The organism is Gordonia sp. GN26 (assembly GCF_054823965.1).
Genome location: NZ_JSYC01000016.1, coordinates 72160 through 92404, shown reverse-complemented (window position 1 = coordinate 92404; position 20245 = coordinate 72160). Strand labels below are relative to the sequence as shown.

Below are 20245 nucleotides of genomic sequence, written 5' to 3'. Positions count from 1 at the left end.
CCGACGCCGCCGGCACCGCCGACTTCCTCCGCGGTTACTCCGACGGGGCGACGGCCTCCCACGGGACGGTCAGCACGTTGTCCGACGTCCGACGACGGGTGACGACGCAGTCGACGCCACGTTCGCGCAGCAGGTCCAGGGCATGACGCCAGCGGATGCGCGGCCCGTACGGCGCCAGCGGGGCGGCGATGTCCCAGCACTGGTCCGCGAGTGCGAGCAGGTCGTGGATCTTCTCACCGGGCACATTGCGGTGGATGAGCGCTTTGGGCAGACGCTCGGCGAGATCGGAGGGGCGTTCGGAATGTCCCGGCGCCCAGCAGAGCGTCAGACTGACCGGCCCCGCGTCGTCGAGCAGCACCCACGTGCAGCGCCGCCCGATCTCGTCGCAGGTGCCCTCGACGATCACCCCGCCCGGCGACAGGGCCGCACGCAGCCGGGCCCATGCGTCGTCGACCTCGGTCTCGTCGTACTGGCGTAGGACGTTGAAGGCGCGCACCACCCGGGGACGCAGACCCGCCATCTCGAAACCGCCGACCGCGAACCGGACACCGTCGCGCGGGTCGACGACGCGTGCCGGGTCGATCTCGAGTCCGACCATCTCCAGGTCGGGGGCGACACGGCGGAGCCGGCCGGCCATCTCGACGGTGGTGTCGGGGCGTGCGCCGTAACCGAGGTCGACGACCAGCGGACGGGCAACATCGAGAGCCGCGATCACGGCCGGTTCATGCGCCATCCACCGATCCACCCGGCGCAGACGGTTGATGTTGGTCGTCCCGCGCGTCACCCGGCCGATCGGACTGTTCGACAGCCGTCGCCCGGACTGCTGCCCGGGGGTTCGACTCACAAGTTCTTGTCGATCCAGTCCTTGGCGTACTCGGCCTCGGCTCGGAACAGATCGACCAGGTTGATGAGGATCATCTGCTCGAGCTTGCCGTTGACGAACGGGACGAAGACCTTCGCCTCACTGGTCCGGCGGATCGTGCAGCCCTCGTCGGTGGGGAACAGTTCCTGCCAGCCGTTGAGGCTGCCCGGACCCGCGGGGATCGACGCGTTGTAGGTGCCCTTGGTGTTGTCCGGGTCGAACGGACCGAGGGTCTCCTCACGCGTGATGACCATGTCCTTCATCATCACCGTCTGCGCGAGCGGGGGCAGCTGGTCGCGACCGATCGTCTGCTTGAGAACGACCTTGATCCCGGTCTCGTCGGAGGTGAAGGAGGCGACCTCGCAGTGTGGCGAGATCATCTGGAATCCCGCCATCATGTCGTCCCAGTACTGCTTGATGCTCTGCGCCTGGTAGAGCTTCTCCGCAGGGTGGGTGTAGCGAGCGGAGTAGCTGAGCCGTCGTGCCATGACGACCAGGCTACGTCAGCGGATTTTCCGACTCCCAATCGACGGTGTGCCCACGCTCGTGATCGAGCAGGCCGACCAGCTCGCTGACCACGGCCTTCTCGATTTTCCCGCCGAACATCGGCAGGTTCACCGACACCTCTGCGGAGCAGTCGCTGGCGGCGGGATCGCCTGCGGTGGTGATGGTCCCGTTCACGTTCACCGGCACCGGGGCACCCTCGACCGTGGCGTGGATCTCGCCCTCGATCCGGCCCCCGACCAGCCGATATGTGTTCTTCCGGGGAATCCGGAGGTCGCCGGGCATGATCTTGGTGACCGCCGACGGGAGCTTCTCCGCGGGGATGCCCTGATTCATCTCGACGGTCACGGTGTCGCCCGCGATGTCCACCTTCTCGACGTGGCCGTGACCGGAGTTCATCCGCTCCACCAGATCGTGCCAGTACTGCTCGGTGATGTAGAGCGCCCAGAGCCGTTCGGTGGAGAACGGATAGGACACCGAGTGCTGAAGCTTGCTCGCCATGAAGAGAACGCTACCGGTCGCCGGTTAACGTTTAACGCGTGACCGACACGCAGACGCCGCTGAGCGCGCCCCTCGCCGAGCTGACCACCCTGCGTCTGGGCGGCCCCGCCCGCGAGATCGTGCGCTGCCCGGACACGCGCAGCATCGTCGAGACCATTCAGGAGCTCGACGAACGATCCGAACCCGTGCTGGTGATCGGCGGCGGGTCCAACCTCGTCATCGGCGACGCGGGCTTCGACGGCACCGCCGTGGTGCTTGCGAGCAGCCGCATCGAGTTCGGCTCGGGCCGCGAGTCGGGCCGCTCGCACGTCGTCGCCGACGCCGGCGTGGGCTGGGACGACCTGGTCGGCGCGACCGTCGAGGCGGGATTCGGCGGACTGGAGTGCCTGTCGGGGATTCCCGGCGCGGCCGGGGCGACGCCGGTGCAGAACGTCGGGGCATACGGAGTCGAGGTCGCCGACATCCTGCGGTCGGTCCAGGTCCTCGACCGCCGGTCGGGCAACCTACGCTGGGTCACCCCCACCGAGCTCGGACTCGGCTACCGCACCAGTAATCTCAAGCACCGCAACGACTTCGTGGTGGTCGCGGTGTCCTTCTGGCTCAACGAGGACCGCACGAGCCAGCCGATCCGGTACCGAGAACTGGCCACGACGGTCGGCGTCGAGCCCGGCGATCGCGTCGACGCCGCCACCGCCCGCGAGGCGGTACTCGGCCTGCGTCGCGGCAAGGGCATGGTCCTCGACTCCGATGACTTCGACACGTGGAGTGCCGGTTCGTTCTTCACCAATCCGATCGTCGACGGCGAGGATGCCCCGGCAATCCTCGAACGGATCGCGGCGAGGGTCGGCGCCGACGTGGCGATCCCGTCCTATCCCGCAGGCCCGCAACCGAACCCCTCGGACGCCGACGCCCCCACCGCGATCAAACTGTCGGCGGGCTGGCTGATCGAACGGGCCGGTTTCGGCCGCGGCTACCCGTCGGCCGACGCCCCGGTCCGCTTGTCGACGAAACACACTCTGGCGCTGACCAATCGGGGTTCGGCAACCACCGAACAGCTACTGACGCTGGCGCGCGAGGTCCGTGACGGCGTCCTCGACTCCTTCGGCGTCACCCTGCGACCCGAGCCGGTCTTCGTCAACTGCGTGCTCTGACGACCGGCCGGTCGGCCCGATTCAACTGACCGGCTGCTCCGTCCGTGACACGTCGGCGACCAGCTCGTCGAGCATCTCGTTGAAGCGCTCTGCCGCTTCGATGCTCGACATGTGCCCGACGCCCTCGTAGACGACCAGATCGCGCAGAGAACCGTTGCGACGCAAAACCTCTGCCATCTGCTCGGCGTGCCGGGGCGGGGTGAGCCGATCCTCGGTGCCGACGACCACCACCGTGGGCACCGTCAGCGCCTCCAGTCCTGCGGTGACATCGAGTTTGCCCATCGCCGAACCCCACCCGGCCCGCGCCCGCGGCGGACAGGAGCCGACCATCTCGTCGACGAAGTCGACATGCGACTTGCGCGCGTTCGGTCCGAGGGCGATGTAGTGCGAGAACTTCACGCCGTACTGGGTTTTCGGGATCGGAACCGGAACCGAAGTGATCGCCTTGGTGACGAACGGCGTGAACGGCCGCGCGTAGGCGGGCAGATCGACGGGTACGAGTCCGTGGTTCTCCATGACGGCGTTGGCCGCGGTCGACACGAGCACCGCGGCGGACACCTTGGTGCCGACCTTCTCCGGGAACTGAGCGGCCCACGACATGATGGTCATCCCACCCATGCTGTGCCCCACCAGAATTGCGCGACGACCACTCGGGACTGCCGCCTCGAGCACCGCGTCGAGATCCTGTCCGAGCATCGCCACCGTCGGGCGGGCACGTCCCCGTTCCGAGCGTCCGTGCCCACGCTGGTCATAGACGACGACGCGACGGTCACCGGCGTCGGGCGTGATGAGGTGGTTGATCTGCGGGTACCAGTAGGCCGTGTTGCAGGTCCAGCCGTGGACCATCACGATGACATCCCCCTCGGGATCGTCGTCGTCGGCACCGTAGATCTCGACGTTCAGTGCGGTGCCGTCGGGCGTCCGCACCGTCTGACGCAGGGGGGCCGCCTCGGGCTCGCAGAGCAGATCGTCGGGGCCGTCGTCGACCGCGGTCGAGGTGCGCAGCGCATCCCGGGTGATCCCCGCGAGCACCGTGCCGACTCCGAGGCCGATCACGCCCGCACCGACGGCGGTCGCGATCCCGCCGACATTCACCAATAATTTCCGCTTCACCGGCACTCCTCGCTACGTGGAACCCCTCAGGTCGGGGCTCCGTGCGGGGGCGCCTCGTTCAGCGCCCCGTCTCGGTGTTCAATGTACCAATATCCGTTGTCTCATAGCCGGCGCCCGGCTGGTCACCGGTCGATTCCGGCGTCGCTGGGTCCGGTTCTTCGTCCCCGGTGGCGGCATCGAAGTAGGTCGCTGCGCGTCCGATCGCCTGCGAGATCTGCTCGTCGAGAGCCCGGCGGAACGTCGTCTCGACGATCTCGTGGGCCATCGGCCGAACGGTCTGGATGAGGTCCGCCATCTTGCTGACGCCCTGCTCACCGAGGTCGGGCAGGTTCTCGTCGAAGTAGGTGTCGGTGATGATCGAGACGAAGCTCTTGGCGACGTCCTCGAGATCGTCCTGGACCCGCACCCAGCGGTCGAGCAGGAACTCCAGGTCGACACCGGCCTTCACCAGGACCTCGGCGCCCTCGAGGAGCTCGGGGTTGCGGATCGCATAATGCGTGCCGTCCTTGGCCAGCAGGCCCAGCTTCTGGCTGAGCGCGATGGACCTATCCGACGCGTTGAGCGTCTTCTTCAACTCGGCGATGGTGATCGTCGCGGCGCGCTTGAAGTTGCGGAACCGGCCGCCCTTCGGCGACCCCCGCAGGATCTGTTCGACGCGCATGCCGTGGTGGGCGGCGTGCAGCAGCTCGCTGATCGTCGCGAAGGTGTACCCGCGTTCGAGCATGCGGGAGATGAGGTTCAGGCGAACCAGGTGCTGGTCGGAGTACCAGCCCGCACGGCCCCGGATGGTGGGCGGCGGAAGCAGTCCGCGGTCCTGGTAGACCCGGATGTTGCGAACGCTGACCCCCGACGCCTCGGCGAGGTCGTTGATCCGATACTCCGCCACGATGCATCAGGCCTTTTTGCTGAACCAGGATTTGCCCTGGATGTCGTCCACACGTTTGCGCACGTCGACCAGGTACACGAGCATCGCGACCACGCCGATGATGCCCAGGAAGCTCACCGCACCGAAGAACCAGATGAACAGCGACGCGGCGGCCAGGATCGCCACCCAGATCACCTTGCTCTGCCGGTCGACCGCAGGGAAGGCGTCGGGCCGCTGGATGGCCGCGTGGATCAGCGCGACGACCGCCGCGATCCCTGCGACCACAGTCAGGACCAACATGATCAGACTCTGCCCATAGGCCAACACGCTGAAGACGTCCACGCCGAACACTCTAGTCCCGTGCGCCCCGATTGCCGCAGCAGCCCACGACGCCACGCACGGGCGGAACGTGCGGGCAGCGATCAGTCGGCGCGCGGAGCGGCCTTCTTGGCAGGCGTTTTCTTGGCCGGGGCCTTCTTCGCAGTCGTCTTCTTGGCTGTGGTCGCCTTGTTCGCCGCGGCGGCCTTCTTCGCGGCCGGCGTCTTCTTGGCGGCCGCCTTGGTCGGCGTGGCCTTCGTCGCCTTGGTGGGGGCGGCCTTGCGGGCCGGGGCCTTCTTGGCCGCGGCCCGTTCGGCGGCACCCTTCACCGCAGCGGCCTTCTTGGCCGGTGCAGTCTTCGCGGGGGCCTTTTTGGCCGCCGCCTTCTTGGTCGGTGTCTTCTCGGCGGGGGCCTTCGCGGCCGGGGCCTTCGCGGCCGGGGCCTTCTTCGCGGGAGCCTGCTTCGCGGGAGCCTTGTCCGCCGGAGCCTTGTTTGCAGGAGCCTTGGTGGCCGGGGTGGCCTTGGTCGCCGGGGTTTTGGTCGCCGGGGCCGGAGCCGGCGACGCAACGGCTCGCACCGGTGCGTCGGCGCTGGCGTCGCGGACCGTCCCGTCCGGAGCGCTGCCGTCGGCCAGCCCGGCCAGCCGCAGCGCCCGCTCACCCACCGCGCGCGTCTGCTCGGAGATCGTCCCCAGCGCCTCTTCGGTGAGACCGACGGCGTCGCTGTAGACCTTCTCCAGCTTCGGCAGGTTCTCCCCGACGACCGGCTGCGACAACAGCTTTCCGACGGCCTCGTCGCGCCGCTCCGACAGCGACGTCAGCAGCCCGGCCGCGACGGCGAGATAGGCCTCGGCGACCTTACGGAGTTCGTCCGGCGAGAACCGGGTGCGCAATTCCTCGATCTCGGTGGGCAATTCGACCGGCAGCGTCGACAGCTTCGACTTGGCCTCCTCGAAGAGCGCCAGCGCGGTCGCGAGTGCCTCGTCGATCCTCGCCTGCGCGTCGTCCCGGGAACCCGAGATCCTCGCCTGCGTCGAGCCGACTGTCTCGACCAACTTCGACTGGGTGTTCTCGACGGTCTCCGCGAGCTTCGACTGGGTGTTCCCGACGGTCTCGACGAGCTTGGACTGGGCCTGTTCGCTCGCCGCCTCCCCGCGCTCCCGGACCTCGGCCAGCAAGGCGGCCACCTGTCCCACGGCTGTCGTCAACGGGTTCTCGCTCATTCAGGTCTCCTGCCTCAGTTTTCTCGGAACTCGTCTTTCTCGGAACCAGTCGAGGAGATCGCGTTCTCCTTGCGAAAGGACTCGTAGATCTCCAGCAACATCTGTTTCTGACGCTCGTTGATCGAGTCATCTGCGATGAGAGCATCACGGACCGGGCTCGCGGGGCGTTCTTCGAGAATTCCGGCGCGCACGTACAACACTTCTGCCGACACCCGCAACCCCTTGGCGATCTGGGCGAGGACGTCGGCGGAGGGTTTCCGGAGTCCTCGCTCGATCTGACTGAGGTACGGATTGCTGACCCCGGCACGTTCGGCGAGCTGCCGGAGCGACACCTTAGCGGCCACCCGCTGGGACCGGATGAAGGCGCCGATGTCCTGCGCCGCATTCGCCACCGCGTCCTGCGCGGCCGTCGCGACGGCCTCCACGGCCTCGACCGCCATCGTCGTCGTGCCCTCACCGTCATCGGACGGATGATCCGCGGAGTCGTCGGACTCGGCCTCACCGTCCACGACGGCGTCGAGGGCAGCCTCGTCCTTGTCGCGCTTCATCACGCTCCGTTCCAGGGTCGATCGTCTTCCCCAAGTATCGGCTTCACTGCTAGCACGTGCAAGCACACAGCTAATCCAGGATGTCTGATCACGGACGGATCACCGGGATTCGACGTCAATGGAAGATCAGCACCGACGTCGTGTGGATGGCCAGACCGGCGAGCGCACCGACCACGGTGCCGTTGATCCGGATGAACTGGAGGTCGCGTCCCACTTGCAGTTCGATCTTGCGACTCGTGTCGTCGGCGTCCCAGCCGCGCACGGTCTCGGTGATGACCGAGATGATCTCCTGCGAGTAGTTCGCGGCGATGTGGTGTGCGACCCGCGCGACCCAGCCGTTCATCTTCTCCTGCAGCGGACGGTCGTCGCGAATCCTGGTGGCGAGCTGGATGATCGAGTCCGACAACGTGTTGCGCAGTGTGCTGTTGGGGTCGTCGAGCATCTGCTCGATGACGGCCTTGCCGGTCTTCCACGCGGTCGACGCCGCTCCGGTGACCTCGTCGCGACCCACCAGTTCCAGCTTGATGGCCTCGAACTTGGCGATCATCTCGGGATCGTTCTGCAGGTCGTTCGCGAACTTCTCCACGAATTCGTGCATCGCCCGGCGCATCTCGTGGTCGGGGTCGGAGCGCACCTTGTAGGTGAACTCGACGAGTTCGCGGTGGATCTTGTCGCCGACGAGGGAGTTGACGAACTTCGGCGTCCACTGCGGGCCGTCCCGGTCGAGCACGCGATCGATGAGGTCCTGGCTGCCGATCGCCCATTCGTGCGCGCGATCGCAGAGCATCTGGAAGACCGGTTCGAGACGATCCTCGGCGATGAGCTGTTCCAGGATGCGGCCGGTCGGCGGCGCCCACTGCGGCTCGGCGACCCACTTCAGCGCGGCCTGGATGAGCTGCTCGACGTCCTCGTCGCGCAACATCTCCGACGCGAGTTGGATCGCGCGAGCGGCCTCGCCGGAGATCCGCGGGGCGTTGCGCGGGTCGGCGACCCACGTCGACAACCGTCGCGGCAGATCGATCTGCTGCGCGCGGTAGACCACGACCTCGGGCGTCATGAAGTTCTCTTCGATGAAGCCGCCGAGCTGGTCGCCGATGTCGTCCTTCTTCTTGCGGATCAGGGCGGTGTGCGGGATCGGGATACCCAACGGATGCCGGAAGAGCGCCGTGACCGCGAACCAGTCGGCCAGCGCGCCGACCATGCCGGCCTCCGATGCTGCCTGCACGTAGCCGACCCACGCGGCGACGTCGGCACCGTCGCGATGCTCGAGGTAACGGGTGAAGAGGTAGACGACCGCCGCGAAGACCAGGAAACCGGTCGCGACCGCCTTCATCCTGCGGAGATCCCTGCGTCGGCCGGCGTCCCCGGTGCCGTCCCCTCCGAATCCGGGAGCGGACGGCGCATCGGGCTTGCCCTCGGGCTGCCCGGCGACTCCTTCGATCACTGTCGATGCCATGGCACCAGTGTCACCCATCAACCGACTACGCTGGCGTCGTGATGGCCAACCGCCCCAATCCCGCAGCTGCGGCGCGTGCAGCGATGGCGGCTGCGGCCAACGTGACGCGCGGACTCGAACAGGTCCTGACCACTGTCACCGAGACCGGCGCCAAACCGGACGGCCGCAAGCAGCGCTGGGAGAAGCACAAACTCGCCCGCCGCACCGAACTGACCGACGGTGTGATCGCCGCGGTCCGCGAGCTCGGCGCCGATGTCGGCATGGACGAGATCGCCGCACACATCGGTGTCTCCAAGACCGTTCTCTACCGGTACTTCACCGACAAGAGCGACCTCGGCGTCGCGACCACCGTGCGCTTCTTCGAGAACACCATCTGGCCGCGGCTGACGGAAGCGATCTCCGACGACGTCGACGAGTACACGCTGACCCACACGATCATCGGTGTGTACGTCCATGCGGTCGACGACGAACCCAACCTGTACCGCTTCGCTCTCGCCAGCTCGCCCACATCGTCGCCGGCACCCGCCGACTCGGTCCGTCTGGTCGCGCAGTTGGTCATGAGCAGCATCGTGATGCGCATGACCGAGCGCGGCGCAGACACCACCGGCGCCGAGCTGTGGTCGCACGCCCTCGTCGGCGGCATCCAGCACGTCGTCGACTGGTGGATGACCAGCCGCACGCTCGACGCCGACCAGGTCGTCGACTACCTCACGATGATGGTGTGGAGCGCGGTCGTGGGCGTCGCCGCCGTCGACGGCTCGCGTGAGGCCTTCCTCGCCTCTCCCCCGCCGCTGACCGAACCCGCGCGCGAGGCACCGTCCGACGCGGCAGGCGGCTCATGAGCCGGGTCGCACTCGTGACCGGGGGCAGCCGGGGCGTCGGCCAGGGGGTTGCCCGTGCGCTCGTCGAGGACGGCTGGACCACCTTCGTCACCTCCCGGCACGGCACCGGACCCGACGGGGCCATCGCCCTCGCGTGCGACCACACCGACGATGCCGCGGTGGCCGCGGTGTTCGACGAGATCGCCTCCGCCGGCGGTCGACTCGACCTTCTCGTCAACAACGCGTGGGCCGCGCCCAAGGGGTTCGGCGGGTTCTCGGATCCGTTCTGGAAGCGCCCGGTCGACGACTGGGACACCCTGATCGGCGTAGGCCTGCGTGCGCACTACGTCGCGTCGGTGCATGCGGCCCGCATGATGACCGAGGCCGGCCGGGGGCTGATCACGAACATCTCGTCGTTCGGTTCCCGCGGCCATCTGCATTCGGTGCTGTACGGGATGAGCAAGGCCGCGCTGGACAAGATGGCCGCGGACATGGCCGTCGAGCTGCAGGGCACCGGGGTCAGCGCGATCTCGTTGTGGCTGGGACTGATCCGCACCGAGCTGTTGCTGTCGCTCGGAATCGACGAGTTCGCCGGTTTCTCGCTGCAACGAGCCGAGGACCCGGAATTCGTGGGTCGCGTGATCTCCCGCCTCGCACAGGACCCCGACCTCGCCGCACACAACGGCCACACCCTCGTCACCGCCGAACTGGGCGCCCGCTACGGGATCGTCAACAACGACGGCACACCACCGGATTCGCATCGCAGCGCATTCGGCGGCGGGCCGCTGTTCCCACCGGCGACCGAGACCGACGCTGCAGCGGGGTCACGAGAGGACGTGTCATGAGCAACCGTTGGTCCACCCCCGCCGCCGAGGCCCTGCGCGCGAGTGCCGTCGGGCCGATCGCCTCCTTCGACCCCGAGTCGACGCCGGGCTTCGAGGGCGACAAGGAGTCCGGTTCCGAGCTTCTCGCCTCTCGCGGAAAGGATCTCGCCGACCTCCAGGAGTTGTTGTACGCCAACGGCCGTTCCGGTGATCACCGCTCGGTTCTGCTGGTCCTGCAGGGCATGGACACGGCCGGCAAGGGCGGGATCGTCCGGCACGTGGGTGGTCTCGTCGACCCACAGGGGTTGAGCATCAAGGGCTTCGGCAAGCCGACCCCCGAGGAGCTTCAGCACGACTTCCTGTGGCGCATCCACAAGGCCCTGCCGCCAGCCGGCCGGATCGGGATCTTCGACCGGTCCCACTACGAGGACGTCCTGCCCGTCCGGGTGCACAACCTCGTCCCGAAGGCGGAGTGGGAGAAGCGCTACGACATCATCAACCAGTTCGAATCCGAGCTGGTCGCCAGCGGGACCACGATCATCAAGTGCTGCCTGGTGGTTTCGAAGGACGAGCAGAAGGCACGTCTCGCCGAACGTCTCGACCGTCCGGACAAGTACTGGAAGTTCAACCCGGGCGACATCGACGAGCGCGCCCACTGGGACGCCTACCTCGAGGCCTACCAGGACATCTTCGACCTGACCGACAAGGACTCGGCGCCCTGGTTCGTGATCCCCGCCAACCGGAAATGGTTCGCACGGCTCGCCGTCTGCGAATTGCTCACCACCACCCTCGCCGGCCTCGAACTCGACTGGCCGAAAGCCGATTTCGACGTCGAGGCCGAGAAGAAGCGGCTGGCCGCGAGCGACTGACCTCGATACGCGGCCACCGGAACTGCTGGTTGAGTAGGTGAGGAGCGTTAGCGACGAGCCGTATCGAAGCCGCCTCGCCGCAACACTCCCCACGACACCAAGCCCACGACGAGCGCCCAGAACGCGCCGCCGATCCCGGCGAAGGTCACGCCCGATGCGGCGGTGACGAACGTGAGCGCAGCCGGTATCCGGAACTCGATCTGCTCGAACGCACCCATGATCGCCGCCACGAAGGTCGCGAGAAGAGCCAGTCCGGCAACGGCTTCCAACAACCCCTCCGGCGAGATGGCGGTGATGACCACCAGCGCGCCGGAGAGCGCCGCGAGGACGAGGCTCGTCGACCCGGTGGCGACACCGGCGATCCAGCGTCGTGAGCGATCGGAACCCGCTTCGGGCCCCGCGGCGAGGGCGGCCGACAACGCGGCCAGGTTGATCGCGTGCCCACCGAACGGTGCACCGATGACCGTCCCCGCGCCCGTCACGAACATCGCCGGACGCCAGGGCGTTTCGTAACCGAAGGACTTGAGCACGGCGACGCCGGGCACGTTCTGCGAGGCCATCGTGACGATGTAGAGCGGAATCGCGATGCCGATGACGGCAGCGACGTCGAAAGTCGGGGTGGTCCAGGCCAACCGCGGCCACCACGTCTCACCCGCCCAACCGTCGTAACCGTCGACGGCGAGGTTCACGCCGATCACGATCAGCGCGGTCACCAGCGCGAGAGGGAGCGCCCAGCGCGTCAGCCAGCGCATGGCGAGCAACCACACCACGAGGATCGGGATCGTCGACCAGGGTTGATCCCCCAGCGACTGCATCGGCGCGAGACACAGCGTGAGGAGCACACCGGCGAGCATCGCCTGGGCGATCGGCGTCGGGATACGCCCGATCAGGTCACCGAGCGCCGGAACCAGTCCGGTGGCGAACACCAGCAGTCCGACGATCAGAAAGGCGCCGACCGCCGACGACCAGCTGCCCTCATAGGAGGCGGCCATCGACGCGAGCAGTGCGGCGCCCGGCGTCGACCAGGCAAGGGTGACCGGCCGCCGGGTCCGCCAGGACAGCAGGATCGTTCCGAGCGCGAACATCACGGTCAGCACGAGCAGACCCGACGCCGCCTGCACCGGCGTGGCGCCGACGGCCCGTAGACCGGTGACCACCACGACGAACGACGAGGTGAACCCGACCAGCGAGGTCACGACACCGGCGATGATCGGCTCGGTACGAGTCGACGGCGCGGTACTGGTCATGGGGCGAGCATAGCGGTATCGTTCCGTAAACAGAACACCCACGGAGTGCGGAAGGCGACCGGATGACGGCAGGCGACGAGCGTCGACGCACGGTCGGCGCCCGGATCTCCGCGTTGCGCGAGCAGCGCGGCCTGAGCCTGTCCGCACTGGCCCGCGAGGCCGGCATCGGCAAGGGATCGCTGTCCGAACTCGAAGCGGGACAGCGCAATCCGACCCTCGACACCCTCTACGCGGTGGCCGGTCCACTCGGCGTGCCACTCACCGCGCTACTCGGCGAGGAAACCGGGGTCGAGGGTACGAGCCCGCACCTCGCCGCCCGACTCCTCCACGTCGAGCATCACGCCGACGGCTCCACCACCGAGGTGTTCTGGCTGCACGTCACGCCCGGCGGCGTCCGCGAGTCCCCTGCCCACGGCCCCGGCGTCATCGAGCACATCCTCGTCGCCAGCGGACATCTCGTCGCCGGACGCGTCGGCGAGGAGCACTCCGCCGGACCCGGCGAGTCCATCGAGTGGATCTCCGACGTCCCCCACACCTACCGCTCCGACGACGGCGCCCTCGCGGTCCTGACGATCCGCTCACCCGCCAATCCCGCGTGACAGTTTCCTTCCCGCCTGATGAGTTCCCTCCCGCGGGCGCTATCCGATAAGCGGGAGGTAAGGCGTCCCGCGGGACGGAAAGGCTCACGCGGGAAGTCGATGAAATCGACGGGAGCCGAACCGCGTTCCGGCACGTCAAAGTAGGGTGATGGCCTTTCCACTCGATCAGTACGGCCTCCTCAGGAGAGCCGCCGCGCTCGAAGCCGCCATCTCCGACAACGAGCTCGCGGCCGCCGTCCGCCGCCGCGATCTCATACGTCTCGTCCCGGGCGTGTTCGTACCGGCATCGGCACGATTCGTCGGACATGAGGGCGCCCAGCAGCTACACCGGCTCAAAGCGATCGCGGTGGCGACCGTCGGCGACACCGAGGCGCAGGCGATGCCCCTGAGTCATGCGTCGGCTGCCACCGTCCACGGCCTCCCGCTCCTGAAACCGAACATCGAGTCCGTGCACGTCGCGAACGGGAAGAAGTCGGGGGGATTCATCCAGGGGCACCGCCACGTCCACGCAGCTCCATTCGGTGACGACGAGATTGTCGAGGTGGACGGCATTCTGGTGACGACCCTCGAACGCACCGCGGTCGACGTCGCGACGTGCGGCACCTTCGCCCAGGCGTTGGCCGCATTCGACCAGGCGCTGCGAACCGGCGCGAGCCCGGAGAGGATCGCACAGATCCTGGCGGATCGTCGACGCCGCGGTGTGCGCGTTGCGCGACGGGCATTGACGCTCGCCGACCCCCTGTCCGAGACGGTGGCCGAATCCTGGAGTCGCGCACAGATGATCGAAGCGGGTCTGCCGATCCCGCGACTCCAGCACGAGTTCCGCGGACGCCGCGGCACCTACTATTCCGACTTCGACTGGGACGAGCAGCTCATCGGCGAGTTCGACGGGATGGTCAAATACGGTCGCCTGCGCGAACCGGGGACCACCATCGAAGACAGCGTGATGCGGGAGAAGCGTCGTGAAGATGATCTGCGCGCTCTCGGTGCCGTCGTCGTCCGATGGACGTGGACGGATTTGGAGAAGGGCGCCGTCGTGGGGCTGCTGCGACCCTGGCTCGAGAAGCTGAATCTGTTGCCGTCGAGGCCCATTCCCGCGTGAATGTTTTCCTGCGGCGGGACCGATTCCCTCGCGCTTATTGGCTGGCACCCGCGGGAAGGAACCCAGCCCGCGGGAAAGAAATCCTCCCGCGCGAACACGACGACGCCCCCGCCGGAGAGCGGGGGCGTCGTATCGAGTTGCGCGAGTGCTTACTTCGCGGTGGTCGCCTTCTTGGCCGGAGCCTTCTTGGCGGGCGACTTCTTGGCCGGAGCCTTCTTCACGGCGGGAACCGGCTCGTCCTTGGCCTCGGCGACCTTCTTGGCCGGCGATGCCTCGGCGGTGCGGGTCTTGGCCTCGACAGTGCCTGCAGCGCCGTCGATCTCCTTGGCGGCCTCATCGGCCTGGTCCTTGATGTCGCCGCCGATCTCCTCGATGGCAACGGCGACGTCCTCGACGTCTTCGCTCACGCGACCGGCCAGCTTGGCGGCGCGCTCACCGACGAGGCGGGTCTGCGAGGACACGACGCCGAGAGCGTCTTCGGTGAGGTCGACTGCGTCGTTGTAGACCTTCTCCACGCGGGTCAGGTTCTCCTGGACGACCGGCTTCTTGCGCAGGCGCTCGAGGGTGGCCTCGCCACGCTCGGCGAGCGTGTTGTAGAAGTCGGTGGCCTTCTCGACGTACGGGTCGGCGATCTTCTTGAGCTCGTCGGCGGTCAGCTTGCCGCGGAGTTCGTCGATCTCGGACGGAACTTCCTCGGAGAGCGTCTCGATGCGGGTCTTGGCCGTCTCGGGCAGCTCGGTGATGAGGGCCTTGGTCTCGGTGTAGCGGGCCTCGAGACGCGTCTGGGCGGTCTCGGCGGCGGCCTCGGTGCGCTCACGGAGCTCGGTGAGCTTCTCGGTGACCTGCGCGAAGGCGTAGTCACCGGCGCCGACTGCGGCGTAGAGCGGGGCGTAATTACGGGTGGTGGTCACTGGTGACTCCTTCTGTTGGCACCAATCGCGCTGCAGCACATGCGGTCTCGCTGATCTCGGCATCATTGCCGGGTGCATGTCGGTTTGTCGTCGGTTCGACGCGATGTCGCAAGCCGCCATGATCTTCCGGCTCGTCACCGCGCGAGATTAGGGAACCGCGGCGCCATCGGTATTGGTGTGTCCGTAGTCCAGTATCCACGCTGTGCTAGCAAATGCAAGCATTCTGCTAACACCTGTGGTTCAGCTCACCTCTTGCCGGCGAGAACTCGCTCGTATTCGTAGAAGCCATGCCCGGCTTTCTTGCCGAGACGCCCCGAGGTGACCATCTGCACCAGCAGCGGGGGCGGCGCATAGAGCGGCTCGTCGAACTCCTCGACCATCTTCTCGGCGATGGCCTTGACGGTGTCGAGGCCCACCAGGTCGGCGAGCTTCAGCGGCCCCATCGGATGAGCGCACCCGAGCATCATGGCCTTGTCGATGTCCTCGACCGTCGAGAAGCCGCTCTCCACCATCCGGATCGCAGAGAGCAGGTACGGAACGAGTAGAGCGTTGACGACGAAACCCGAGCGGTCGGCGGAACGGATCACCTGCTTGCCGAGGACGTCGTGCGCGAACGCCTCCGCCCGAGCGGTCACCTCGGGAGCGGTCTCCGGTGTGGTGACCAGCTCGACCAGAGGGAGCACAGGTACGGGATTGAAGAAGTGGAGGCCGATCACGCGGCCGGCGTTCTGAGTCGCCACGGCCAGCTTCATGATCGCGATGGAGGAGGTGTTCGACGCGAGGACCGCGTGCGGATCGTCGACGATCTTGTCGAGGTCGGTGAAGATCGCGGTCTTGACGGCCTCGTCCTCGACGACGGCCTCACAGACCAGCTGCCGGTCGGCGAAGTCGTGGAGATCCGAGGTGAACGAGAGGCGATCGGCCGCCTGGTCGCGTTCGCGTTCGGTGAGTTTGCCACTCGACACCCCGCGGTCGAGTGAGTCGAGGATGCGGGCACGCCCCGCCGAGAGCAGATCCCGGGTGGATTCGTAGACCAGTACGTCCGCCTGGGCGCGGGCGCACACCTCGGCGATCCCGGCACCCATCTGTCCGGCTCCGACGACGCCGACTCGGCAGATCTTCTCGCTTGTCATGTCGGATCCTCCGGGAAACGTCTACGTGGCAACTGATCTCGCAAGAACATGGGTGACTCCCGGGGTACTGATCAAGCCCTACACAGACCAGCAGGCGGCCCGCAGCGAAAGCCGCGGACCGCCTGACTGGTTCGCCGAAATCCCGGGGAGGCGGGAAAGTTCCTAGTGGAACTGGCCCTCTTCGGTCGAGCCCTTGAGGGCTGCGGTCGAGGTGTTCGGGTCGACGGTGGTGGCGATGCTGTCGAAGTAGCCGGCGCCGACCTCACGCTGGTGCTTGACGGCGGTGAAGCCACGCTCGTCGGCTGCCTTGAACTCGCGGTTCTGCAGGTCGACGAAGGCGGTCATCTGCTCGCGGGCGTAACCGTAGGCCAGGTCGAACATGCCGTAGTTCAGCGAGTGGAAGCCGGCCAGCGTGATGAACTGGAAGGTGAAGCCCATGGCGCCCAGCTCGTTCTGGAACTTGGCGATGGTGCTGTCGTCGAGGTGCTTGCTCCAGTTGAACGACGGGCTGCAGTTGTAGGACAGCAGCTGGTCCGGGAACTCGGCCTTGACCGACTCGGCGAACTTGCGAGCCAGCTCGAGATCGGGGGTACCGGTCTCCATCCAGATCATGTCGGCGTAGGGAGCGTAGGACTTCGCACGCTCGATGCACGGCTCGATGCCGTTCTTCACGTGGTAGTAGCCCTCGGCGGTGCGCTCACCGGTGACGAACTGCTTGTCGCGGTCGTCCACATCGGAGGTGATGAGGGTCGCGGCCTCGGCGTCGGTACGGGCGATGACGACGGTGGGGACACCGGCGACGTCGGCCGCGAGGCGAGCCGAGTTCAGGGTGCGGATGTGCTGCTGGGTCGGGATGAGCACCTTGCCACCGAGGTGGCCGCACTTCTTCTCCGAGGCGAGCTGATCCTCCCAGTGGGTACCGGCGGCACCCGCGGCGATCATGGCCTTCTGGAGCTCGTAGACGTTGAGGGCGCCACCGAAGCCGGCCTCACCGTCGGCGACGATCGGTACGACCCAGTTGTCGACCGAGTCGTCGCCCTCGACGCGGGCGATCTCGTCGGCGCGGAGCAGCGCGTTGTTGATGCGACGAACAACGTTCGGAACCGAGTTCGCCGGGTACAGCGACTGGTCGGGGTAGGTGTGGCCGGACAGGTTGGCGTCACCGGCGACCTGCCAACCCGACAGGTACACGGCCTTCAGGCCGGCGCGGACCTGCTGGACGGCCTGGTTACCGGTGAGGGCGCCCAGAGCGTTGATGTAGGAACCGTCGCCCTTGGTCACGCCGTCCCACAGGATCTCGGCGCCACGGCGGGCGAGGGTGTGCTCCTCGACGACCGAACCCTGGAGCTGAGCGACCTGCTCGGCGGTGTAGTCGCGCTTGATGCCCTTCCAGCGGGGGTTGGTGTCCCAGTCCTGCTGGATTTCCGCGGCGGTGCGGGGCTTTCCGACGTTGCTCATTGGCTGCTTCGCTTTCGTTGTCCTGCTCGTCTCGACCGGGTCGGATCGGGACGACCGGCCCGGCGCGCCGCCGAGGCCTGGAGTGCTGACAGACATCCGACTTCATTCCCGAGAGCGTCGTACTCGCGTGCCCGGCATCGGTGTCGGCCGGACTTTGCGAACCCTTGGGCTTTCGTCTGTGGTGTCTGAAGCAAGAGTGCCACAGGACAAACCTGCAGGTCCAACCCCTGACAACTGTAAATCCGGGCTATTTTTTGACGACGCTTTGCAAAGTTTGCAAATCTTCTCCTGTGAAGACCGGGTGCGTTCGTTGTAAAAAGTACGCGCGTACTGGGATTTCCTACTGCCGAGTACAGCAGACTTCTGCGCAGCCGCGCACGGAATTCCGGGTTCCTCGGCTGGCGACAACGGAGCACATAGTGACCACACTCACACCGCACAGGCAGCCGATCGGGTCCGTCGAGGTGCCGGATCAGGGGGCGGTGACCCGACCGACGGCCGTGTCGAAGAGTGCCGCGAAGGCCGCGGAGTCGACCGGTTCGGTCGGTTCCGAAGGCGGATCGGCGGCCGGGGTCGCAGCGCCCGACACCGTCAGCTGGACGGTGACCGGACCGGACGACGGACGGTCCAGAGCGGCGTATCCGGCGAAGCCGACCTGGCGTCGGACACCACCGTCGGGCAGCGTCGTGGTGACCTCGGACCGTGTCAGCAGCATCTGCTCACCGGCCCCGAGGGCGCCGTCGACCTCGGGGGGCGGGATCTCGGTGTACTCGGTGACGACGCGACTGCCGGCGAGGTTGCCGCTGGTGATCTCGGTGCTGGTGCGCGCACAACGCCCGGTGGTGGCGAGCCGGTCCGCGTCGATATCGCGTCGCGCCTTGGTGACCAGTTCGACGAGCACCCCGCTACCACCTCTGGCGGCGAGCACCGCCGAGTTGTCCGCGGTCAGCTTCCCGTTGAGGTCCGCGTCGGCCGTGGGGGCGCAGTACTCGGGGGAGACGCGGGTGGTGCGGGCGGCGTCGATGCCCGCTCGGTTCCCCGCGACCAGGTCGTCGATGGACAGTGTCTCGGCGGTGAATCCCGGGGGCAGGTCGGATGTCGGGAGCAGCAGGTCGGCCGGGGTGCGCGGGGCAGGCGCCTCGGCGGACCCGGTCGAACACCCGGCGACCGCGATCATCCCGGTCACCAGCGCGAACACCCCGGCCGTCACCCGGATCGGGGTGCGGAGTCGGCCATGGGGTGAACGCACGCGGTCACCGTACCCTGTAGAGGATCATCGATCTGGCATCACCTGTTCTGGAGGTGGCGAGTGAGCAGGACTTACGTCGGATCCCGGCTGCGCCAGTTGCGCTCCGAGCGCGGACTGTCGCAGGTGGCCCTCGCACAGACGCTGTCGATCTCCGCGTCGTACCTCAACCAGATAGAGCACGACGCCCGGCCGCTGACGCCCTCGGTGTTGCGCAAGATCACCGAGGCGTTCGGCGTCGACGCCGGGTTCTTCGACTCCCAGGACGACCTCCGACTGGTCGCCGAACTGCGTGAGGTGCTGCTCGACGACGACATCGAGGCGGGCCCGGGCGCGCACGACGCCTCGCAGATCAGCACCATGGTCGCGACCCACCCCGAGATCGCGCAGGCGATGGTCAACCTCCACCGGCGCTACCGGATCGCGACCGATCAGCTCGCCGCGGCCACCGACGAACGCGGCGACCGCAGCATGCGCGGCACGATCAGTGCGCCGCACGAGGAAGTGCGCGACTACTTCTATCAGCGTCGCAACTACATCCACGAGCTCGACATCGCCGCCGAGGAGATGACGAACCGGATGCGCATGCACTCGGCGGACATCCGCCGCGAGATCATGAACCGCATCGAGAACGTGCACGGCATCAGCATCGTGCGCCGCGTCGACCTCGGCGACTACACCCTGCACCGCCTGAATGCCGAGGAGCGCAGGCTCGAGTTCTCCGCCGCACTCTCCGCCGGGCAGCGGACCTTCAAACTCGCCAGCGAGCTCTGCTACCTCGAGTACCACGACCTGCTCGACGAACTCGTCGACCAGGGCAACTTCACCAGTGAGGACGCCCGATCGCTGGCGCTGCTCGGACTGGCGAACTACTTCGCGGCGGCGGTCGTCCTCCCCTACAGCCAGTTCCATGGCGCCGCTGAGGATTTCCGCTACGACATCGAGCGACTGTCCGCGTTCTACGCGGTGTCCTACGAGACGATCTGCCACCGGCTCTCGACTCTGCAACGCCCCAACCTGCGCGGCATCCCCTGGTCGTTCGTGCGCGTCGACCGTGCCGGGAACATGTCGAAACGCCAGTCCGCCACCGGTTTCCACTTCTCCTCCAGCGGCGGCACCTGTCCGCTGTGGAACGTCTACGAGACATTCGCCTCGCCGGGAAAGATCCTCACCCAGATCGCCGAGATGCCCGACGGCCGCAACTACTTCTGGGTCGCGCGGACCGTCGAACGACGGGCCGCGCGCTACGGACAACCCGGCAAGACCTTCGCCATCGGCATGGGATGCGAACTCCGCCATGCCGGCCGGGTGATCTACTCCGACGGCCTCGAGATCGGCCCGCAGGCGCATGTGACCCCGATCGGTGCGGGTTGCCGGGTCTGCGAGCGCACCAACTGTGCGCAGCGCGCGTTCCCGGCGCTGGGCGCGACGCTGCGCGTCAACGAGCACTCCTCCACGGTGTCGCCGTACATGGCGATCACCGAGAATCGTTGA

21 protein-coding genes are annotated in these 20245 nt (G+C 67.3%); 7 read left to right on the top strand and 14 right to left on the bottom strand.

From position 1 onward, the window contains the following. Positions 1-34 precede the first annotated feature (34 nt). The 3 genes from OK17_RS05960 to OK17_RS05950 are packed head-to-tail and all read right to left on the bottom strand — an operon-like array spanning position 35 to position 1867. A complete protein-coding gene (locus OK17_RS05960) occupies positions 35-784 on the bottom strand; it encodes a class I SAM-dependent methyltransferase (protein ID WP_232715999.1) in 750 nt (249 codons plus the stop codon). A gap of 56 nt (positions 785-840) precedes the next feature. After that, positions 841-1350 carry a DUF2505 domain-containing protein gene (locus OK17_RS05955; protein ID WP_232716000.1) on the bottom strand — a complete coding sequence of 170 codons (510 nt, stop codon included), beginning with the start codon at positions 1348-1350 and terminating at the stop codon, positions 841-843. Between the two features lie 10 nt (positions 1351-1360). Then, positions 1361-1867: a DUF2505 domain-containing protein gene (locus OK17_RS05950; RefSeq protein WP_232716001.1), complete on the bottom strand. Its 507-nt coding sequence runs from the start codon at positions 1865-1867 to the stop codon at positions 1361-1363. Positions 1868-1905: 38 nt separating this feature from the next. Between OK17_RS05950 and OK17_RS05945 the strand changes: the two genes are divergently transcribed. Beyond that, the gene (locus OK17_RS05945; RefSeq protein WP_232716002.1) at positions 1906-3018 is read left to right on the top strand and encodes a UDP-N-acetylmuramate dehydrogenase; all 1113 of its coding nucleotides are present in this window, start codon (positions 1906-1908) and stop codon (positions 3016-3018) included. A 21-nt stretch (positions 3019-3039) separates the two neighbouring features. Here OK17_RS05945 and OK17_RS05940 read toward each other — a convergent pair whose 3' ends face one another. The 6 genes from OK17_RS05940 to OK17_RS05915 all read right to left on the bottom strand — a co-directional run bounded on the left by OK17_RS05940 (position 3040) and on the right by OK17_RS05915 (position 8541). Then, on the bottom strand, positions 3040-4131 hold the full coding sequence (locus tag OK17_RS05940) for an alpha/beta fold hydrolase (protein WP_461416929.1): 1092 nt from the start codon (positions 4129-4131) through the stop codon (positions 3040-3042). A 58-nt stretch (positions 4132-4189) separates the two neighbouring features. Beyond that, positions 4190-5017 carry a MerR family transcriptional regulator gene (locus OK17_RS05935; RefSeq protein ID WP_232716004.1) on the bottom strand — a complete coding sequence of 276 codons (828 nt, stop codon included), beginning with the start codon at positions 5015-5017 and terminating at the stop codon, positions 4190-4192. A gap of 6 nt (positions 5018-5023) precedes the next feature. Further along, the gene (locus tag OK17_RS05930) at positions 5024-5347 is read right to left on the bottom strand and encodes a DUF2516 family protein (RefSeq protein WP_005200278.1); all 324 of its coding nucleotides are present in this window, start codon (positions 5345-5347) and stop codon (positions 5024-5026) included. A gap of 71 nt (positions 5348-5418) precedes the next feature. Beyond that, a complete protein-coding gene (locus tag OK17_RS05925; RefSeq protein WP_461416928.1) occupies positions 5419-6537 on the bottom strand; it encodes a heparin-binding hemagglutinin in 1119 nt (372 codons plus the stop codon). 14 nt (positions 6538-6551) lie between these two features. Next, on the bottom strand, positions 6552-7085 hold the full coding sequence (locus OK17_RS05920) for a helix-turn-helix domain-containing protein (RefSeq protein ID WP_269784668.1): 534 nt from the start codon (positions 7083-7085) through the stop codon (positions 6552-6554). Between the two features lie 115 nt (positions 7086-7200). Next, entirely contained in the window at positions 7201-8541 is a 1341-nt protein-coding gene (locus OK17_RS05915) for a DUF445 domain-containing protein (RefSeq protein ID WP_461416927.1), read from the bottom strand. A gap of 41 nt (positions 8542-8582) precedes the next feature. Between OK17_RS05915 and OK17_RS05910 the strand changes: the two genes are divergently transcribed. From OK17_RS05910 to OK17_RS05900, 3 genes are read left to right on the top strand one after another with little or no spacing between them, the layout of a single operon-like run. Continuing rightward, positions 8583-9383: a TetR/AcrR family transcriptional regulator gene (locus tag OK17_RS05910; protein WP_232716088.1), complete on the top strand. Its 801-nt coding sequence runs from the start codon at positions 8583-8585 to the stop codon at positions 9381-9383. Then, positions 9380-10207 (top strand): SDR family NAD(P)-dependent oxidoreductase, encoded by an 828-nt coding sequence (locus tag OK17_RS05905; RefSeq protein ID WP_232716007.1) that lies wholly within the window; start codon positions 9380-9382, stop codon positions 10205-10207. The genes OK17_RS05910 and OK17_RS05905 overlap by 4 nt, the downstream gene beginning before the upstream one ends. After that, entirely contained in the window at positions 10204-11055 is an 852-nt protein-coding gene (locus OK17_RS05900) for a polyphosphate kinase 2 family protein (RefSeq protein ID WP_461416926.1), read from the top strand. The genes OK17_RS05905 and OK17_RS05900 overlap by 4 nt, the downstream gene beginning before the upstream one ends. A gap of 47 nt (positions 11056-11102) precedes the next feature. On the opposite strand, the gene OK17_RS05895 is transcribed toward OK17_RS05900, so the two are convergent. Continuing rightward, entirely contained in the window at positions 11103-12302 is a 1200-nt protein-coding gene (locus OK17_RS05895; RefSeq protein ID WP_461416925.1) for a benzoate/H(+) symporter BenE family transporter, read from the bottom strand. 62 nt (positions 12303-12364) lie between these two features. On the opposite strand from OK17_RS05895, the gene OK17_RS05890 reads away from it, so the two are divergent. Together OK17_RS05890 and OK17_RS05885 are read left to right on the top strand one after the other, a co-directional pair. After that, positions 12365-12901, top strand: coding sequence for a helix-turn-helix domain-containing protein (locus tag OK17_RS05890; RefSeq protein WP_461416924.1), 537 nt, complete (start codon positions 12365-12367; stop codon positions 12899-12901). A gap of 148 nt (positions 12902-13049) precedes the next feature. After that, positions 13050-14003, top strand: a complete 954-nt coding sequence (locus OK17_RS05885; protein ID WP_461416923.1) for a hypothetical protein — start codon at positions 13050-13052, stop codon at positions 14001-14003. A gap of 149 nt (positions 14004-14152) precedes the next feature. Here OK17_RS05885 and OK17_RS05880 read toward each other — a convergent pair whose 3' ends face one another. The 4 genes from OK17_RS05880 to OK17_RS05865 all read right to left on the bottom strand — a co-directional run bounded on the left by OK17_RS05880 (position 14153) and on the right by OK17_RS05865 (position 18754). Next, a complete protein-coding gene (locus tag OK17_RS05880) occupies positions 14153-14914 on the bottom strand; it encodes a heparin-binding hemagglutinin (protein WP_232716012.1) in 762 nt (253 codons plus the stop codon). 245 nt (positions 14915-15159) lie between these two features. Next, a complete protein-coding gene (locus OK17_RS05875; protein WP_461416922.1) occupies positions 15160-16047 on the bottom strand; it encodes a 3-hydroxybutyryl-CoA dehydrogenase in 888 nt (295 codons plus the stop codon). A 162-nt stretch (positions 16048-16209) separates the two neighbouring features. Continuing rightward, positions 16210-17505 carry an isocitrate lyase gene (gene aceA / locus OK17_RS05870; protein WP_119031200.1) on the bottom strand — a complete coding sequence of 432 codons (1296 nt, stop codon included), beginning with the start codon at positions 17503-17505 and terminating at the stop codon, positions 16210-16212. A gap of 472 nt (positions 17506-17977) precedes the next feature. Next, on the bottom strand, positions 17978-18754 hold the full coding sequence (locus OK17_RS05865; RefSeq protein ID WP_461416921.1) for a hypothetical protein: 777 nt from the start codon (positions 18752-18754) through the stop codon (positions 17978-17980). A gap of 60 nt (positions 18755-18814) precedes the next feature. Here OK17_RS05865 and ramB point away from each other — a divergent pair, with 60 nt between their 5' ends. Then, a complete protein-coding gene (gene ramB, locus OK17_RS05860; protein ID WP_232716015.1) occupies positions 18815-20245 on the top strand; it encodes an acetate metabolism transcriptional regulator RamB in 1431 nt (476 codons plus the stop codon).

Coding starts and splice junctions, on each gene's coding strand:
- OK17_RS05955 (WP_232716000.1), bottom strand. CDS start 1,350: ATGGCACGACGGCTCAGCTACTCCGCTCGCTACACCCACCCTGCGGAG.
- OK17_RS05950 (WP_232716001.1), bottom strand. CDS start 1,867: ATGGCGAGCAAGCTTCAGCACTCGGTGTCCTATCCGTTCTCCACCGAA.
- OK17_RS05925 (WP_461416928.1), bottom strand. CDS start 6,537: ATGAGCGAGAACCCGTTGACGACAGCCGTGGGACAGGTGGCCGCCTTG.
- OK17_RS05920 (WP_269784668.1), bottom strand. CDS start 7,085: ATGAAGCGCGACAAGGACGAGGCTGCCCTCGACGCCGTCGTGGACGGT.
- OK17_RS05915 (WP_461416927.1), bottom strand. CDS start 8,541: ATGGCATCGACAGTGATCGAAGGAGTCGCCGGGCAGCCCGAGGGCAAG.
- OK17_RS05910 (WP_232716088.1), top strand. CDS start 8,583: ATGGCCAACCGCCCCAATCCCGCAGCTGCGGCGCGTGCAGCGATGGCG.
- OK17_RS05905 (WP_232716007.1), top strand. CDS start 9,380: ATGAGCCGGGTCGCACTCGTGACCGGGGGCAGCCGGGGCGTCGGCCAG.
- OK17_RS05900 (WP_461416926.1), top strand. CDS start 10,204: ATGAGCAACCGTTGGTCCACCCCCGCCGCCGAGGCCCTGCGCGCGAGT.
- OK17_RS05895 (WP_461416925.1), bottom strand. CDS start 12,302: ATGACCAGTACCGCGCCGTCGACTCGTACCGAGCCGATCATCGCCGGT.
- OK17_RS05890 (WP_461416924.1), top strand. CDS start 12,365: ATGACGGCAGGCGACGAGCGTCGACGCACGGTCGGCGCCCGGATCTCC.
- OK17_RS05885 (WP_461416923.1), top strand. CDS start 13,050: ATGGCCTTTCCACTCGATCAGTACGGCCTCCTCAGGAGAGCCGCCGCG.
- OK17_RS05875 (WP_461416922.1), bottom strand. CDS start 16,047: ATGACAAGCGAGAAGATCTGCCGAGTCGGCGTCGTCGGAGCCGGACAG.
- aceA (WP_119031200.1), bottom strand. CDS start 17,505: ATGAGCAACGTCGGAAAGCCCCGCACCGCCGCGGAAATCCAGCAGGAC.